At 71.1% G+C, this 15,144-nt stretch carries 16 protein-coding genes and 1 pseudogene; 6 read left to right on the forward strand and 11 right to left on the reverse strand.

Annotation, left to right across the window (positions count from 1 at the left end; translation table 11 throughout):
• Positions 1–24: 24 nt before the first annotated feature.
• Together eutC and D1369_RS18710 are read right to left on the reverse strand one after the other, a co-directional pair.
• The gene (gene eutC, locus D1369_RS18705; RefSeq protein WP_007383586.1) at positions 25–783 is read right to left on the reverse strand and encodes an ethanolamine ammonia-lyase subunit EutC; all 759 of its coding nucleotides are present in this window, start codon (positions 781–783) and stop codon (positions 25–27) included.
• Entirely contained in the window at positions 780–2,171 is a 1,392-nt protein-coding gene (locus D1369_RS18710; RefSeq protein WP_007383585.1) for an ethanolamine ammonia-lyase subunit EutB, read from the reverse strand. The genes eutC and D1369_RS18710 overlap by 4 nt, the downstream gene beginning before the upstream one ends.
• Positions 2,172–2,320: 149 nt before the next feature.
• On the opposite strand from D1369_RS18710, the gene D1369_RS18715 reads away from it, so the two are divergent.
• Positions 2,321–3,829 (forward strand): APC family permease, encoded by a 1,509-nt coding sequence (locus D1369_RS18715; RefSeq protein ID WP_007383584.1) that lies wholly within the window; start codon positions 2,321–2,323, stop codon positions 3,827–3,829.
• A gap of 11 nt (positions 3,830–3,840) precedes the next feature.
• Here D1369_RS18715 and D1369_RS18720 read toward each other — a convergent pair whose 3' ends face one another.
• Positions 3,841–4,332, reverse strand: coding sequence for a MarR family transcriptional regulator (locus D1369_RS18720; RefSeq protein ID WP_007383583.1), 492 nt, complete (start codon positions 4,330–4,332; stop codon positions 3,841–3,843).
• Between the two features lie 74 nt (positions 4,333–4,406).
• On the opposite strand from D1369_RS18720, the gene D1369_RS18725 reads away from it, so the two are divergent.
• From D1369_RS18725 to D1369_RS18735, 3 genes are read left to right on the forward strand one after another with little or no spacing between them, the layout of a single operon-like run.
• Positions 4,407–5,357: an ABC transporter ATP-binding protein gene (locus D1369_RS18725; RefSeq protein WP_007383582.1), complete on the forward strand. Its 951-nt coding sequence runs from the start codon at positions 4,407–4,409 to the stop codon at positions 5,355–5,357.
• Positions 5,354–6,922: a hypothetical protein gene (locus D1369_RS18730; RefSeq protein ID WP_007383581.1), complete on the forward strand. Its 1,569-nt coding sequence runs from the start codon at positions 5,354–5,356 to the stop codon at positions 6,920–6,922. The genes D1369_RS18725 and D1369_RS18730 overlap by 4 nt, the downstream gene beginning before the upstream one ends.
• A gap of 33 nt (positions 6,923–6,955) precedes the next feature.
• Entirely contained in the window at positions 6,956–7,198 is a 243-nt protein-coding gene (locus D1369_RS18735; protein ID WP_007383580.1) for a hypothetical protein, read from the forward strand.
• A gap of 12 nt (positions 7,199–7,210) precedes the next feature.
• On the opposite strand, the gene D1369_RS18740 is transcribed toward D1369_RS18735, so the two are convergent.
• The 4 genes from D1369_RS18740 to D1369_RS18755 form a co-directional block, all read right to left on the reverse strand.
• On the reverse strand, positions 7,211–7,813 hold the full coding sequence (locus D1369_RS18740) for a Uma2 family endonuclease (protein WP_037900897.1): 603 nt from the start codon (positions 7,811–7,813) through the stop codon (positions 7,211–7,213).
• A gap of 87 nt (positions 7,814–7,900) precedes the next feature.
• Complete coding sequence (locus tag D1369_RS18745) at positions 7,901–9,106, reverse strand: cytochrome P450 (RefSeq protein WP_007383578.1); 1,206 nt, start codon at positions 9,104–9,106, stop codon at positions 7,901–7,903.
• Positions 9,107–9,115: 9 nt separating this feature from the next.
• Positions 9,116–9,316 carry a DUF397 domain-containing protein gene (locus tag D1369_RS18750; RefSeq protein ID WP_007383577.1) on the reverse strand — a complete coding sequence of 67 codons (201 nt, stop codon included), beginning with the start codon at positions 9,314–9,316 and terminating at the stop codon, positions 9,116–9,118.
• On the reverse strand, positions 9,316–9,558 hold the full coding sequence (locus tag D1369_RS18755) for a hypothetical protein (RefSeq protein WP_342364923.1): 243 nt from the start codon (positions 9,556–9,558) through the stop codon (positions 9,316–9,318). The genes D1369_RS18750 and D1369_RS18755 overlap by 1 nt, the downstream gene beginning before the upstream one ends.
• Between D1369_RS18755 and D1369_RS18760 the strand changes: the two are divergent.
• A pseudogene (locus D1369_RS18760) lies at positions 9,531–9,761 on the forward strand (ATP-binding protein); the annotation flags it as partial. The gene D1369_RS18755 and the pseudogene D1369_RS18760 sit on opposite strands and share 28 nt — an antisense overlap.
• Before the next feature lie 95 nt (positions 9,762–9,856).
• Positions 9,857–10,939, forward strand: a complete 1,083-nt coding sequence (locus D1369_RS18765; protein ID WP_037900896.1) for a MerR family transcriptional regulator — start codon at positions 9,857–9,859, stop codon at positions 10,937–10,939.
• Positions 10,940–10,968: 29 nt separating this feature from the next.
• Here the strand turns inward: D1369_RS18765 and D1369_RS18770 are convergent, their stop codons facing one another.
• The 4 genes from D1369_RS18770 to D1369_RS18785 form a co-directional block, all read right to left on the reverse strand.
• Positions 10,969–11,634, reverse strand: a complete 666-nt coding sequence (locus D1369_RS18770; RefSeq protein WP_007383573.1) for a response regulator transcription factor — start codon at positions 11,632–11,634, stop codon at positions 10,969–10,971.
• Complete coding sequence (locus D1369_RS18775; RefSeq protein WP_086023212.1) at positions 11,631–12,980, reverse strand: histidine kinase; 1,350 nt, start codon at positions 12,978–12,980, stop codon at positions 11,631–11,633. Before D1369_RS18775 ends, D1369_RS18770 begins: the two co-directional genes overlap by 4 nt.
• Before the next feature lie 123 nt (positions 12,981–13,103).
• Positions 13,104–13,787 carry a response regulator transcription factor gene (locus tag D1369_RS18780; protein ID WP_007383571.1) on the reverse strand — a complete coding sequence of 228 codons (684 nt, stop codon included), beginning with the start codon at positions 13,785–13,787 and terminating at the stop codon, positions 13,104–13,106.
• Entirely contained in the window at positions 13,784–15,136 is a 1,353-nt protein-coding gene (locus tag D1369_RS18785; RefSeq protein WP_240436083.1) for a histidine kinase, read from the reverse strand. Before D1369_RS18785 ends, D1369_RS18780 begins: the two co-directional genes overlap by 4 nt.
• Between the last annotated feature and the right edge of the window lie 8 nt (positions 15,137–15,144).

Consider the following 15,144-nt stretch of genomic DNA (forward strand, 5'->3'; position numbering starts at 1 on the left):
CCCTCGAAGCAGACCTGACACCCCTCAGAGCAGCCGGTCGGCCCCAGTGCTGTGATCGCTTTCGTCCTTGAGGCCCACCCCCGTCCCGCCCAGTTCGCGTGCCCTCCCCATCAGCCCCGCCAGCTTCCCGGCCGCCCCCTCGTACGACAGCCCCCGCGGCGGCCGGATGTTGGACAGGCAGTTGCGGTCGGCGTCCGTCGTCACGCCCGGCACCGGCCGGTACGTCAGATACGCGCCCAGGGAGTCCGCCGCCGACATGCCGGGGCGTTCGCCGATCAGGACGACCACCATCGCCGCGCCCATCGCATGGGCGACGTCGTCGCCGAGGGCCACGCGGGCCTGTTCGGCGAGGACGACGGGAGCGAGATGCCAGGAGCCCAGGCGGGCCGCCGTCTCCCGGACGACCGGCGCCGCGTGCTCGTGCACCGCCCGGCTGGAGAGCCCGTCGGCGACGACGAAGACCACGTCCCACTTCCCCACCGGGAGATGGGCGCGGTCCGTCGGGTCCAGGCGGCGGCCCAGGTCCGGGCGTTGGAGATACGTCAGCCGGTCGGGAGCCGCGCTGCGCACCCGTACCGTCGGCATCCCGGCCAGTCCCGCCGCGACGGTGCCCGGCTCGAACGGCGAGTGCACCGCGTCCCGCGCCGCCGCGTGCGCCGCCTGCAGTTCCAGGCGGTGCCGGGTGGGCAGGGCGGAACCGGCCCGGCCCAGGCCGATGCGGGCCTGGGTGCGCTGCCGCAGCGACGCCCACAACTCACCTGCCTGTACGGCCACTTCGCTCATGCCGCCAGCTCCTTCCCGATCGCCGTCAGCGGATGGCCCTCTCCGGAGACCTCACGGATGCCGCCCCGCTCGTCCAGCAGCCCGATCGAGGCGAGCCACGCCTCGAACTCCGGCGCCGGGCGCAGGCCCAGGACCTCCCGCAGGTACAGCGCGTCGTGATAGGAGGCGGACTGGTAGTTGAGCATGATGTCGTCGCCGCCCGGTGTGCAGATCACGAAGGACGCACCGGCCACGCCGAGCATCGTGAGCATCGTCGCGATGTCGTCGTCGTCCGCGTCGGCGTGGTTCGTGTAGCAGATGTCCAGGCCCATCGGCAGACCGAGCAGCTTGCCGCAGAAGTGGTCCTCCAGGGCGGCGCGCAGGATCTGCCGGCCGTCGTAGAGGTACTCGGGGCCGATGAAGCCGACGACGGTGTTCACCAGCAGCGGGTCGTAGCGCCGGGCGACCGCGTACGCCCGCGCCTCCACCGTCTGCTGGTCGACCCCGTGGTGCGCGCCCGCCGACAGGGCGCTGCCCTGCCCGGTCTCGAAGTACATGACGTTCTGCCCCACCGTGCCGCGCCGCAGCGCGAGCGCCGCCTCGTACGCCTCGTCGAGCAGCCCCAGCGTGACCCCGAAGGAGGCGTTCGCCGCCTGCGTCCCCGCGATCGACTGGAAGACCAGGTCGACGGGGGCGCCGCGTGCCATCAGGTCCACGCTCGTCGTCACATGGCACAGCACGCACGACTGTGTGGGGATCGCGTACCGCTGGATCACCCCGTCGAGCAGTTCCAGCAGGTCCCGTACGGCCCTGGGGCTGTCGGTGGCCGGGTTGATGCCGATGACCGCGTCGCCGGAGCCCAGCAGCAGTCCGTCCAGGAGGGCCGCCGCCACGCCCGCCGGGTCGTCGGTGGGGTGGTTGGGCTGGAGGCGGGTCGCGAGCCGGCCGGGCAGCCCGATCGTGGAGCGGAACGCGGTGACCACGCGGACCTTGCGGGCGACGGCCACCAGGTCCGCGTTGCCCATGAGCTTGCTGACCGCGGCGGCCATCTCGGGCGTGACCCCGGGCGCCAGCGCGGCCAGCGCCACCGCGTCGGCCCGCTCGGACAGCAGCCACTCCCGGAACCCGCCGACCGTCATCGAGGCCACCGGCGCGAACGCGGCCGCGTCGTGCGTGTCGAGGATCAGCCGGGTCACGTCGTCGCTCTCGTACGGGATCACCGGCTCCGTGAGGAAGTCCGCGAGCGGCACCTCTGCGAGCGCCCACCGCGCGGCGACCCGCTCCTGTTCCGAGTCGGCCGTGATCCCGGCCAGCCGGTCGCCGGAGCGCTCGGGGCTCGCGGCGGCGAGCAGTCGGGCGAGGGTGTCGAAGCGGTAGCGGTGACCGCCGAGAACGGACTCGTAGCTCATGCCGGGGACGCTACGAGCCGCGTGTTGCCACCAGATTTCTAAAGGTCTGGTTGACAAACATTTAACGCCCCGAGACCCTTGCTCGACTCATTCGGGCTACAGAGTTCCGGTCCAGTACGCAGTGGACGGGCAAGGAGAGAGGCCACCCGATGGCAGTGGACGAGGGAGTCGCCCCGGCGGCGAGGACAGACGAGGGCGGCACGGTTCACCGACTGAAGCCCAACGCCGTGGGCCTGCTCGGCGTGGTCTTCATGGCCGTGGCGACCGCCGCCCCGATCACCGCGATGACGGGCAACGTGCCCTTCATGGTGTCGGCGGGCAACGGCATCGGGGCCCCGGCGAGCTATCTCGTCGCAATGGTCGTACTGGCAATCTTTTCCGTCGGCTTCACCTCGATGGCGAAGCACATCACCTCGACGGGCGCCTTCTACGGCTTCATCTCCTACGGCCTCGGGCGCACCGTCGGCCTCGCGTCGGGACTGCTCGCCACCTTCGCGTACGTCGTCTTCGAACCGGCGCTCATCGGCATCTTCTCGTCGTTCGCGACGGGGACGCTGAGGGACCAGACCGGGGTGCACATCCCCTGGTGGGCGTTCGCGGCCCTGATGCTCGCCGTCAACGCGGTGGGCACCTGGTTCGGCGTCTCGGTCGCCGAGAAGCTCCTCGTGGTCCTGCTCGCCACCGAGGTGACGGTCCTCGCCGCGATGGCGGTCTCCGTCGCCTTCCACGGCGGCGGCCCGGACGGCTTCAACCTCGACCCGGTCAACCCGGTCAACGCCTTCAAGGGCACGTCCGCCGGCCTCGGCCTCTTCTTCGCCTTCTGGTCATGGGTCGGATTCGAGTCGACGGCGATGTACGGCGAGGAGTCCCGCAACCCGAAGAAGATCATCCCCAAGGCGACGATGATCTCCGTCCTCGGCGTCGGTGTCTTCTACGTCCTCGTCTCCTGGATGGCCATCTCGGGCACCGGTGAGGCGGACGCGGTCAAGGTCGCCACGGACAACCCCTTCGGGCTCTTCTTCGGCCCCACCGAGCGGTACGTCGGCCACTGGGCGGTCGACGTCATGCAGTGGCTGATGATCACGGGCTCGCTGGCCTGCGGCATGGCCTTCCACAACTGCGCAGCCCGCTACATGTACGCACTGGGCCGCGAGGGCGTCCTTCCCTCCCTGAAGAACACCGTCGGCCGCACCCACCCCCGGCACGGCTCACCGCATGTCGCCGGCCTGGTGCAGACGGTCGTGACGGCCGTACTCCTGGTGGCGTTCTGGGCGGCCGGCAAGGACCCGTACAGCGGCACGTACGTCCTGCTCGCCATCCTCGGCACCATGGCGATCCTGATCGTGCAGGCCGTGTGCTCCTTCGCGGTGCTGGCCTACTTCCGTACCCACCACCCCGAGACCCGCCACTGGTTCCGCACCCTCACGGCCCCGCTGGTCGGCGGCGTCGCGATGCTCGCGGTGGTCGCCCTGCTGGTCTCCAACATGAGCGCGGCGGCCGGCTCGGAGTCCGGTTCGCTGGTGCTCAAGGCCACACCATGGCTGGTGGCGGCGGTGGCCGCGCTGGGCATCGGGTACGCGCAGTACCTGAAGCGGCGCTCGCCGGAACGCTATCTGCTGCTGGGGCGGACGGTCCTTGAGGAGACCAAGGAGCGCTGACCGGCTCCTGACTACCGGTCGCCGAACAGCTGTCGGCGGTGCTCCCGCCATCGCTCCATCATGGCCGCGACCTCGCCCTCGACGAACTCGAAGAAGGCGAGCGTCTCGGCCATGCGGCGACCCGCCGGGGTCTCGGCGCCGAGACTGCTCACGCCCTCGCGCAGCGCGCCCTCCCACCGCTTGATGACGGCCTCACGGTTGGTCAGGGCCTCGTACCACTGGTCGCCGTGCACCCGGTAGCGCTCCCGGCGGGAACCGGGCTCGCGCTCCCGGGAGACCATGTGCGTCTGGGCCAGGTAGCGCACCGCCCCGGAGACCGCGGCCGGGCTGATCCGCAGCTGCTCCCCCAGTTGGGCCGAGGTCATGGAGCCCTCGTCGGAGGACAGGAGGGCCGCGAAGACCCTGGCCGGCATGCGCTGCATCCCGGCCTCGACGAGCTGGGCCGCGAAGCTCTCCACGAACTTCGAGACCGCGTCCGGGTCACGTCCCCTCGTATCCGACATGGTCACCACCCTAGCGGGGCTTCATACGCTTCCTTAACTTCACAAACTTCTGAAAGAAGCGTACGTTCTGAAGCATGACGAAGGCCATCACCGTCTCCGGACTGCACAAGTCGTTCGGCAGGACCCACGCGCTCGACGGCCTCGACCTGGACGTCGAGACCGGGGAGGTGCACGGTTTCCTCGGCCCGAACGGCGCCGGCAAGTCCACCGCCATCCGCGTCCTGCTCGGCCTGCTGCGCGCCGACTCCGGCGCCGCGCAGGTGCTCGGCCGCGACCCGTGGGCGGACGCGGTCGAGGTGCACCGCCGCATCGCCTACGTCCCCGGGGACGTGACCCTGTGGCGCAACCTCTCCGGCGGCGAGGTCATCGACCTCTACGGCCGGCTGCACAACGGGGGTCGCGCGAAGCACGTCAGGCAGGGTGGCGGCGGGCGACGGGCGGGCGGTCTCGACCTCGACAGGCGTGCCGAGCTGATCGAGCGCTTCGAGCTGGACCCCACCAAAAAGTGCCGCACCTACTCGAAGGGCAACCGCCAGAAGGTCGCCCTGGTCGCCGCGTTCGCCTCGGACGTGGACCTGCTGATCCTGGACGAGCCGACCTCGGGCCTGGACCCGCTGATGGAGGCGGTCTTCCAGCGCTGTGTGGAGGAGGAGAGGGAGCGCGGCCGCACCGTCCTGCTGTCCTCGCACATCCTGAGCGAGGTCGAGGAACTCTGCGACCGGGTCAGCATCATCCGGCGCGGCCGCACGGTGGAGTCGGGTTCACTGGCCGAGCTGCGCCACCTCACCCGCACCAGCGTCACGGCCGAACTCGCGGGCGCGCCCAACGGGTTGGCGCGGCTGCCCGGCGTCCACGACCTGGACGTCCAGGGCCACCGGGTGCGACTGCAGGTGGACACGGAACAACTCGACGCGGTGCTGAGGCAGTTGAGCGAATCGGGAGTGCGCTCGCTGACCTCGACACCGCCCACGCTGGAGGAACTGTTCCTGCGCCACTACCAGGACGACGAGGCGACGGCGTCATGACGTCCCTGACGGGCACCGGCGTTCTGCTCCGCTTCAACCTCCGCCGCGACCGGGTGATGATCCCGGTGTGGGTGGCGGCGAACGCCCTGATGGTCCTCTCCATGCCGAACACCCTGAAGGGCCTGTACGGCACCGCGGCCGAGCGCGCCGACCTGCTGCGCCAGGTGGCCACCAACTCCTCCTTCCGCGCGCTGATCGGCCCCGTCTTCGACGACTCCCTCGGTGCCCTCACCGCCTGGCGCGTCGGCGTCTACGCGGGAGCGCTCGCCGCCGCGACCGGTCTCCTGGTCGTCGTACGCCACACCCGTGACGAGGAGGAGAGCGGCCGGCAGGAGCTGCTCTCCTCGGGTGTGGTGGGCCGGCGGGCCTCGCTGACGGCCGCGCTGCTGGCGGCCGCCGTGGCGAACGGTGTGCTGGCCCTGCTGGTGACGGCGGGACTCGCGGGCCAGGGGGGCGTGGGCGCGCTGGCCTTCGGCCTGGGGCTCGCCGCGGTGGGCATGCTGTTCGCCACGACGGCCGCGATCGTCGCTCAGCTGACGGAGAGCGCGCGGCTGACGCGGGGGCTGACGGCGGGGGTCCTGGGAGCGGCCTTCGTACTGCGGGCGGCGGGGGACTCGGCCACGACCGACGGGTCCTCGGTGCTGACCTGGCTGTCCCCACTCGGCTGGTTGTCGCAGCTGCGTCCCTTCGCCGGCGAACGCTGGTGGGTGCTGCTGCTGTTCGCGGCGGCGATCGCGGGCCAGGGCACGGTGGCCTACGTCCTGGCGGGCCGCAGGGACGTCGGCATGAGCTTCGTGCCGACGCGCCCGGGACCCCCTTCCGGCCGCCTGGGCACGGCGGGCGCCCTGGCCTGGCGGCTGCAGCGGGGCGCCGTGCTCGGCTGGTCGATCGGTTTCTTCCTGGCCGGGGTGGTCTACGGCGGCCTCACGGACGGCGTGGCCGACCTGGTGGGCGACAACGACAAGGCTCGCGAGATCTTCGAGCGGATGGGCGGGCACTCCGGGATCACGGACGCCTTCCTCGCCTCGATGACCGGGATGCTGGGTCTGGTGGCCACGCTGTACGTCGTCGCGTCGGTGCTGCGGCTGCACGGCGAGGAGACGTCGATGCGGGCGGAACCACTGCTGGCGAACGCGGTGGGCCGACTGCGCTGGGCCTCGGGCCACCTGGTCATCACCTTCGCCGGCTCGGCACTCGTCATGCTGCTCGCCGGCCTCGGTTTCGCCGTGGGCTACGGCAAGGAGGTCGGCCCGGTCCTGGGCGCGTGCCTGGTGCAACTCCCTGCGGTGTGGGTGGTCGGGGGGCTCACGGTCCTGCTGTACGGGCTGGCCCCGCGGGTCGCTCCGCTGGCCTGGGCAGGAGCCGGGGCGGTGCTGCTGATCGGCTGGGTCGGCCCGGCACTCGACGTCCCGCAGCCGGTCCTGGACCTGTCCCCCTTCGGCCACCTGCCGAAGCTGCCGGGTGGCGAGATGGAGTGGGGGCCGGTACTGGTCCTGCTCGCGCTCACGGCGGTGCTCGTGGTCGTGGGCTTGGCGGGATTGCGGCGCCGGGATCTGACGACCTGAACCACGACCCGGACCAGGCTCGTCCCTTCCGGCATGAAGCGACATGGGGACGGAGTGACCTGCGGGGGCTGTGCGCTGTCGGCGGTGGGGGCGACCGCGGCACCGCTGCTGTGGCTGTCCACGTCCCGCACCCGGCGCCACCTGGGCGGCGGCTTCGAGAACGAGGGCAGGGACCTCGCGGTCCTGTTCACGGAACTGCCGTTCGTGGTGTTGGGGGGAGCGTTTCTGCCGCTCCTGGTCCTCACTCTGCTGGTGCGGCTGCGCGGTACGCGTTGAGCGAGGGGGCTGTCAGTCGACGTACTGCTTGAGTTTCTCGGTGTCGAGTTCGATGCCGAGGGGCTCGGGGAGCATCAGCTGCGCGCCAAAAGGCACAGTCCGGCTGTCGCGGTACCCCACACCCGGGTCCGGGTCGCTGTACAGCTTTACCGTGCAGGCGTCGCGGTCGATCAACAAGTAGAACGGGATCCCTGCCGCCCCGTACGCGACTGGCTTCTCCTGCCGATCACGCCGATCGGTGTCGGAGTCGTACGACGTGACCGCGACAACCATGAGCACACCGCTGGGGTCAGCCCATTCACCGTGCCCGGCGAAGTGTTCCGCCGGCACGAGCACCGCGTCAGGACGAGTCCTGCCATCACGGTACTTCTCCACTCGCAGTCCCCGGCCCTGGTAGAGATCGAGGTCAGGCCTGGCCTGCATGCAGCGCTTGCTCAGCCACACGACAACGGTGTCGTGGTCCCCGTCGGCCACCTTCTTGACCCCGATCCGTCCGTTGATGAACTCGAACCTGACGGTGTCGTCGGTCTCCTTGGCAGCGAAGGCGGCGATTTTCTCGAACTCCTCCACCGACATCTGGGACGCCTGCACTGTGCGCTCTGCCATAACGGTCATGGTGCACCCCCTCTCAGGCTGTGGCCAGTGTGGCGAGCCCTGGGCGAAGCGCGTGCCTGATCACCCGGTGATCAGTCGAACGAGTGATCACATCACCTCGACGCTCAGCCCTTCCAGCCCCCGGATCACGAAGTTCGGCTTCCTCTGCGGCTCCGCCGCCAGGGTCAGCGTCGGGGCCTTCTCCAGTACGGCCGTCATGGAGGCGGCCAGCTCGATACGGGCCAGGGGTGCGCCGATGCAGTAGTGGATGCCGGCGCTGAAGGAGATGTGCGGGTTGTCGGCGCGGGTGAGGTCGAGGCGTTCCGGGTTCGCGAATGTGGCCGGGTCGTGGTTCGCGGAGCCGAACAGCAGGGCGATCTCGGCGCCCCGCGGAACGGTCGTCCCGTCGATCTCGATGTCGTCCAGGACCCAGCGTTCGAAGAGCTGGAGCGGGGTGTCGTAGCGCATGAGCTCTTCGACGGCGCGGGGGACGAGGGAGTGGTCGGCGCGCAGTGCCCGCAGCTGCCCGGGGTTGCGGAACAGGGCGTACCAGCCGTTGACCGTGGCGTTCACGGTGGCCTCGTGGCCCGCGTTGAGCAGCAGGACGCAGGTGGAGATCATCTCCTGCTCGGTGAGCCGGTCGTCCTCGTCGTGCGCGGCGATGAGCCCCGAGATCAGGTCGTCCCCGGGTTCCTTGCGGCGCTCGGCGATCAGGTCGCGGAGGTAGTCGGAGAACTCGACCGACGCCCGCACCGCCCTCGCCGCCACGTCCTCGGACGGGTTCAGCTCGTACATCCCGCAGATGTCCGCCGACCAGGGCCTGAGCGGCGCCCGGTCCGCCTCCGGGATGCCCAGCATCTCGGCGATCACGGCGACGGGCAGCGGCTCGGCGACATCGGTCAGCAGATCACCGCCGCCCCGCGCGACGAGCCGGTCCACCAGCTCACCGGCCAGATCGGTCACGTACGGCCTCAGCTGCTCGACCGTGCGCGGGGTGAACGCCTTCGACACCAGACGCCGGATCCGGGTGTGGTCCGGCGGCTCCAGATCGAGCATCCCGTGGTCGTTGAGGGTGTGGAACGGCTCGTGCTCCACCGGGGGTGCCGTACGCCCGAAGTCCTCGTGCGTGAACCGGTGCTGGTAGGTCCGCCCGAGCCTGCGGTCCCTCAGCAGCGCGGAGACGTCCGCGTGGTGCGGGACGAGCCACTGGTTCGTTGGCTCGTAGTACTGCACACGGCCGTTCGCGCGGAGCTCGGCGTAGGCGGGGTACGGATCGGCGAGAAACGCCGGGTCCCAGGGATCGAAGGCGGTCATGCGGGGACGCTAGCCCGGCAGGCGGCCTTCTGACCAGGGGTGTTCCTTCAGGTGGTCGATGAGGGCGGTGAAGGCGGGGGTGGGGAAGGAGAGGGTGGCTCGGGCGGGGGCCTTGGAGTCTCGGACGGCTATGCGGGTGGGGAGGGGGGCTATCTCGACGCAGGTGTTGCCCTCACCGCCGCCCGAGTAGGTGGACTTTCGCCAGTTCATCAGAGTGCCTTCGCCATGCGGTGGATGAAGTCGCGCGACGCGATCGGGTCCAGCGACGCGCTCTCGATCCTACGAATCAGGGCCCGCATTCGATCCAGCTGGATTTCGGCATCGATGAACGCGACGCCGGTGGGCGAGTCCCGCATGCCGGTGTCCAGCCGGGACACGGGACCTCCGGCATACATCATCGACGCCCCGGAACCGGCAAACCCGTCCCGCCGCCCTGCGAGTGCGCTGGTCACCACCCGGCACTCTGCGCCTCGGCGCGTGGGACGCGGACCCCCAACCACCCGAGCCACCAAGCGCGTTGGCCCACCTCACCGACGCCGAGAACGGCCGCGGCCTCGCCCTGGTCCGCGCCTGCGCCGACCTGTGGGGCCGGCAGCCACTCTCCAGGAACGGCAACCGCGGCAAGTACGTCTGGTGCGAACTGGCCGCGGCGTAAGTCGCGCATGGATGCGCGCTCCGCCGGCACCTCGCACCGCGCCCCTACTGAGCCGGGTTGACCCTCGACCTTGTGCAGGGCCCAGAGTTCAGGACGTGGAGAACGACATGCGCAGCATCGGCGAGATGGCCCGCGACAGCGGACTGGGCGTGAGCGCCCTGCGGTTCTACGACCGTGCCGGTGTGCTCGTGCCGGCCTGGGTGGATCCCGTGAGCGGGTACCGCTGGTACGAGCCCGGGCAGCTCGAAGAGGCCCGGTTGCTGGCCCGCCTGCGCCGGGCCGGGATGCCGCTGGCGGACATCCGGCTGGTGCTGGCCAGTTGGGCCGGTGCCGACACCGATCTGGTCCGGAAACTGCTCACGGCGCACCTGCGCCGCCTCGAACAGGGGCTGTCCGATGCCCGCAGCGAGTTCTCCGCACTCCGCGCACTACTCGACCAACGGGAGAACCACATGACTTCGCTCCGCACCGCCACCGTCCGGCTGACCGTCGCCGCGCCCGAGCTGGGGGCCGCGCTGGACACCGTCCGATTCGCCGCGAGCACCGACCCGGAGCTGCCGATGCTCGGCGGGGTCCTGTTCGACATCGAGGGCGAGAGCCTCCATGTCGTGGCCACCGACCGGTACCGTCTGGCGGTCGCCCGGGCCGGCGTCACCGGGCACGAGGGGAGCCGGGTACAGGTCATCGTGCCCACCCCGCTCGCCGACGCGATGCGGGCGCTGCTGCACGGCGAGGGACCCGTGCGGTTCTTGCTCGACGGTGACCGAGTGGCCCTGGAGGCCGGGGACGGGCAGGTGGCCGGTCAGTGCCTCGACCACGACTTCCCCGACTACCGTCGTCTCCTGCCCCAGGCCGGTGACCGCCGCGCCCTCGTCGAGGTCGCGGACTTCCGCAGGACCCTGGAGACGGGTCCCGTCCGCAGCGACGAGACCGGAACACATGACCTGAGCCTGCTCAGGGTGGAGGACGACGGGACGGTGACCGTCTGCGCCGACGGCGACGCCGGTGATCCGGGCCGCGTCGCGGTCAACCGCGCGTTCCTGCTGGACGCGCTGGCCGCCGCGGGCCGGGACCGGCTGGTGCTGGAGCTCGCCGCCCCCACGGCGCCGATCGCGATCCGCCGACCCGACGACGAGGGGGGCTTCTCGATCCTGATGCCGGTCCGCCTGCACGACTGACACCCGGTCGCCAGAAGGGCCGCACACGCCTACCCCGGCGTCACCAGCCGCGCCTCGTACGCGAACACCGCCGCCTGTGTGCGGTCCCTGAGGCCCAGTTTCACCAGGATGCGGCTGACATGGGTCTTGATCGTCGACTCGGCCACCAGCAGGCGCTCGGCCATCTCCTGGTTCGACAGGCCCTGGGCGATGAGGATCAGTACCTCCGTCTCGCGGTCGGTGAGGTCGCCGTAGGCCGTGTGGGCCGCGGCCATGAGTCTGGGGGACTCGGAGAGTTTGGAGAACTCCGTGATCAGCCGCCTGGTGACCGAGGGGGCCAGAAGCGCCTCGCCGGAGGCCACCACCCGGACTCCCTCGGCGAGTTGACGGGCCGAGGCGTCCTTGAGGAGGAAGCCCGAGGCGCCCGCGCGCAGGGCCTGGTACACGTACTCGTCGAGGTCGAAGGTCGTCAGGACCAGGACCTTTGCCATGCCCTCGGCCGCGACGATCTCCCTGGTCGCCTCGATGCCGTTCAGCTCCGGCATCCGGATGTCCATCAGGACCACGTCGGGGGCGAGTTCACGGACCCGGTCCACCGCCTCGCGGCCGTTGACCGCCTCGCCGACCACCTCGATGTCCGGCATCGCGTTCAGCAGCACCGAGAAGCCCTCGCGGACCATCATCTGGTCGTCCGCGACCAGGACCCGGATCGTCATGCCTCGTCCTCGTCCCTGAGCGGCAGCGGCACCGGCAGGAACACCGCCACCTCGTACCCTCCCTCGTCCGTCGGGCCTGCCGTCATCTCGCCGTTCAGCATGGAGACCCGCTCCCGCATGCCCGTGATGCCGTGCCCCGCTCCGGGCGAGGGCTTCAGCAGCGACAGCTCGGGCCGCGGGCCGTTGACTACGCGCAGGCCCAACCCGCCCAGGACGTACCCGATCTCCACCCGTGCGCTCGCCCCCGGGGCGTGGCGCAGGGTGTTGCTCAGCGCCTCCTGGACGATCCGGTACGCCGACAGCTCGACGCCCTGCGGGAGTTCGCGCACCGCCCCGGTGACCGCCTTGTCGACGCTCAGACCCGCTCCCCGCACATTGTCGAGGAGGCCGTCGAGGTCGGCGAGGGTGGGCTGCGGGGCGTCCGGTGCCTCGTAGTCCTCGGCGCGGACCACGCCCAGGACCCGGCGCAGTTCGGTGAGGGCCGCCACCGCGTTCTCCCGGATGGTGGCGAACGCCTTCTCCAGCTCCGGGGGCGGGTTCTCCACCCGGTAGGGCGCGGCCTCCGCCTGGATGGCGACGACCGACATGTGGTGGGCGACCACATCGTGCAGCTCGCGGGCGATGGTCGTGCGCTCCTCCAGGAGCGTGCGGCGGGAGCGCTCGTGCGCGGTCACCGTCTGCTGGGCGGTCACCGTCTGCTGGGCGTCCTTGCGTATGTGCCACACAGTGATGGCGAGCAGCGGCAGGGCCGATATGAACAGCAGATCCATGGTGTTGGAGCGGTAGTAGTGGCTGTCGCCCAGGGTGGCCTGCCATATCAGGCCGTAGGCCCCGGTCAGCAGCCACATCCAGGCCGCTGTGCGCGGCCTGGTGCGCACGGCCACCACGGTGAGCACGACGAGGTGGCAGACGAAGCTGCCTGGCAGCCATGGCCAGTCCTGCTGCCAGGAGTTGACGAAAGCCATCGGATAGGCGATCGCGGTCGCGGCCAGCGACAGCCAGAAGGCCATGATCGGCCGCACCATGGTCAGCAGGATCGGGGCCAGGGCGAGCACACCGACGAGGACATTGGTGGTCGCGGCGCGGCCGCTGTTGTCCGCGGCGATGAACATCGCGAGCAGGCCGGCCGCGGTGATCAGCGCGTGCGGCGTCCAGGCCGCGTACTCCCGCGGCCGGCCGGACAGCAGGCGGGAGAGCCCCTTGTCGACGGGCGCCGGAGGCAACGGACGGTAGGCGAAGGCGTCACTGATCAGGTCCTGCCGCAGGCCACGCAGGGCGTTGACGGCGGCCCTGAACTCCGGGCTGCGGAACTGGTACGCGCCACTGCCGCCGTGCAGAGGTGTCATGTGCGTCTCGGTCGTATCGGTCACGTTCGAAACGGTAGGCGGGCGCGGGGGTCCCCGTCGTCACCAGCGAGACGGGTCCTTCGGCGTCCCTCTCAGGTACTACGGGTACCGGAGGGCGGCCGGTCAGTAGCCCGACGGCCGCACCAGCCCCGACTCGTAGGCGAACACCGCCGCCTGCGTACGGTCCCTGAGGCCCAGCTTCACCAGGATGCGACCCACGTGCGTCTTCACGGTCTGCTCGGCCACCACGAGCCGCCCGGCGATCTCGGCGTTCGACAGGCCCTGCGCGATCAGGGCGAGGACCTCCGTCTCCCGCTCGGTCAGCTCGCCGACCCGGGTCTTGAGCGGAGCGCGGGGCCGGTGGTCGAGACGGGAGAACTCGGCGATCAGCCGCCGGGTGATGCCGGGCGCGAGCAGTGCGTCCCCGGCCGCCACCACCCGCACCGCTTCAGCGAGCTGCTCCGCGGAGGCGTCCTTCAGCAGGAACCCGGAGGCACCGGCCCGCAGGGCCTCGTAGACGTACTCGTCGAGGTCGAAGGTGGTCAGCACCAGGACCCTGATCTCCGGGCGCTCGCCGGTGATGCGGCGGGTGGCCTCGATGCCGCCCAGCTCGGGCATGCGGATGTCCATCAGGACGACGTCCGGGACGAGTTCGTCGACCTTGGCGATCGCGTCCAGTCCGTCGACCGCCTGCCCGACCACCTCGATGCCGGGCTGGGCGCCCAGCAGCACGCTGAAGCCCTGCCGGACCATCTGCTGATCGTCCGCGATCAGTACGCGGATGTCTGCGCTGGTGCCGCTCGTCATGCGGTGCCGTCCTTGGAGTCGGTGACCTGGTCGGGCGCGCCCGGGGGTGCCGTCGGAAGATACGCGGCGACCTCGTAGCCGCCGTCGGGGTGGGGGCCGGCGCGCAACGTCCCGCCGAGCATCGCGGCCCGCTCGCGCATGCCGAGCAGGCCGTGCCCCGCGCCCGGAGAGGACGGCACGCTGCGGGTGGGCCGTGAGTTGACGACCCGCACGTCCACCCCGTGCACGTAGTGGACGAGCGCGACGGAGGCGGTCGCGCCGGGCGCGTGACGCAGGACGTTGCTCAGCGCCTCCTGCACGATCCGGTACGCCGACAGCTCCACGCCGGACGGCAGGGGCCGGCGGACGCCCCGCACGTCGACCCGCACACTCAGTCCGGCCGCCCGGGTGTTCTCCACCAGCGCGTCGAGCCGGTCGAGGGTGGGCTGCGGGGCGTGCGGGGCGGTGCCGGTGGCGGGGTCGTCGGACTCGTGGACCCTGTCGGGGTGTTCGGCCCGCAGCACACCGAGGACCCGGCGCAGCTCGGTCAGCGCCTCCAGCGCGTTCTGCCGGATGCCGTCGAGGTTCTCCCGGAGCTCCTCGGACGGGTTCTCGACGAGGTGCGGGGCGACCTGCGCCTGGATCGAGATGACGGACATGTGGTGGGCGACGACGTCGTGCAGTTCGCGCGCGATCCGGCTGCGCTCCTCCAGCAGGGTGCGGCGGGCCCGCTCCTCGGCGGTGAGGGTGGTCTGCCGGCCGAGCTCCGCGCGGGCCTCGCGGCGGCCGCGCAGCGCCGTGCCGAGCACCACGACGACCGCGGAGAGGCAGACCGCGACCACCCCGGTGGACTGGTAGTGGGACGCGCCCCACAAGCCTTGCAGGACATAGGTGACCAGCGCGGTGATCGCCAGCACCTCGGCGGAGACCCGGGTGGGCACCCGCAGGCCGACCAGCAGCAGGACGAAGAGGTGCGCGATGATCCCGGAGACGGTCCAGGGCCAGGTGAAGCCACTCCCGTCAGGCACGGTCACCTCGCCGTGCAGCGCGACGGCCCCGACCACCATGGCCCCGATCGACAGCCACCAGGCCGGGATCGGCCGCCACAGCGCGAGCACGGTGGCACCGCCCTGGGCGGCGGCGAGCGCGAAGGCCGGGCCGAAGCCCAGGTCTCCGCCGTCCATGAATTCCGCCGTGCCGGCCAGCGCGATGACCAGAGCCGTGAGGCACACCACGCCGTGCGCCAGCCAGCGCACCCAGACGGACGGGGGCAGCGGATCGACCCGGAGCGTGCACAGGTCCTCGCGCAGCACATGCAGCCAGCGCCGTATCCGGCCGGCCACCAGCTGCCGGCTCCCCGTCTCCGTCACGCCGACCA

This window comes from Streptomyces sp. CC0208, from assembly GCF_003443735.1.
Classification (GTDB): Bacteria; Actinomycetota; Actinomycetes; order Streptomycetales; family Streptomycetaceae; genus Streptomyces; species Streptomyces sviceus.

What these genes read in the sequence shown, in the direction of transcription:
- eutC (WP_007383586.1), bottom strand. Translation starts at nt 783, where the DNA reads ATGAGCGAAGTGGCCGTACAGGCAGGTGAGTTGTGGGCGTCGCTGCGG.
- D1369_RS18710 (WP_007383585.1), bottom strand. Translation starts at nt 2,171, where the DNA reads ATGAGCTACGAGTCCGTTCTCGGCGGTCACCGCTACCGCTTCGACACC.
- D1369_RS18715 (WP_007383584.1), top strand. Translation starts at nt 2,321, where the DNA reads ATGGCAGTGGACGAGGGAGTCGCCCCGGCGGCGAGGACAGACGAGGGC.
- D1369_RS18720 (WP_007383583.1), bottom strand. Translation starts at nt 4,332, where the DNA reads ATGTCGGATACGAGGGGACGTGACCCGGACGCGGTCTCGAAGTTCGTG.
- D1369_RS18725 (WP_007383582.1), top strand. Translation starts at nt 4,407, where the DNA reads ATGACGAAGGCCATCACCGTCTCCGGACTGCACAAGTCGTTCGGCAGG.
- D1369_RS18730 (WP_007383581.1), top strand. Translation starts at nt 5,354, where the DNA reads ATGACGTCCCTGACGGGCACCGGCGTTCTGCTCCGCTTCAACCTCCGC.
- D1369_RS18735 (WP_007383580.1), top strand. Translation starts at nt 6,956, where the DNA reads ATGAAGCGACATGGGGACGGAGTGACCTGCGGGGGCTGTGCGCTGTCG.
- D1369_RS18740 (WP_037900897.1), bottom strand. Translation starts at nt 7,813, where the DNA reads ATGACCGTTATGGCAGAGCGCACAGTGCAGGCGTCCCAGATGTCGGTG.
- D1369_RS18745 (WP_007383578.1), bottom strand. Translation starts at nt 9,106, where the DNA reads ATGACCGCCTTCGATCCCTGGGACCCGGCGTTTCTCGCCGATCCGTAC.
- D1369_RS18750 (WP_007383577.1), bottom strand. Translation starts at nt 9,316, where the DNA reads ATGAACTGGCGAAAGTCCACCTACTCGGGCGGCGGTGAGGGCAACACC.
- D1369_RS18770 (WP_007383573.1), bottom strand. Translation starts at nt 11,634, where the DNA reads ATGACGATCCGGGTCCTGGTCGCGGACGACCAGATGATGGTCCGCGAG.
- D1369_RS18775 (WP_086023212.1), bottom strand. Translation starts at nt 12,980, where the DNA reads ATGACACCTCTGCACGGCGGCAGTGGCGCGTACCAGTTCCGCAGCCCG.
- D1369_RS18780 (WP_007383571.1), bottom strand. Translation starts at nt 13,787, where the DNA reads ATGACGAGCGGCACCAGCGCAGACATCCGCGTACTGATCGCGGACGAT.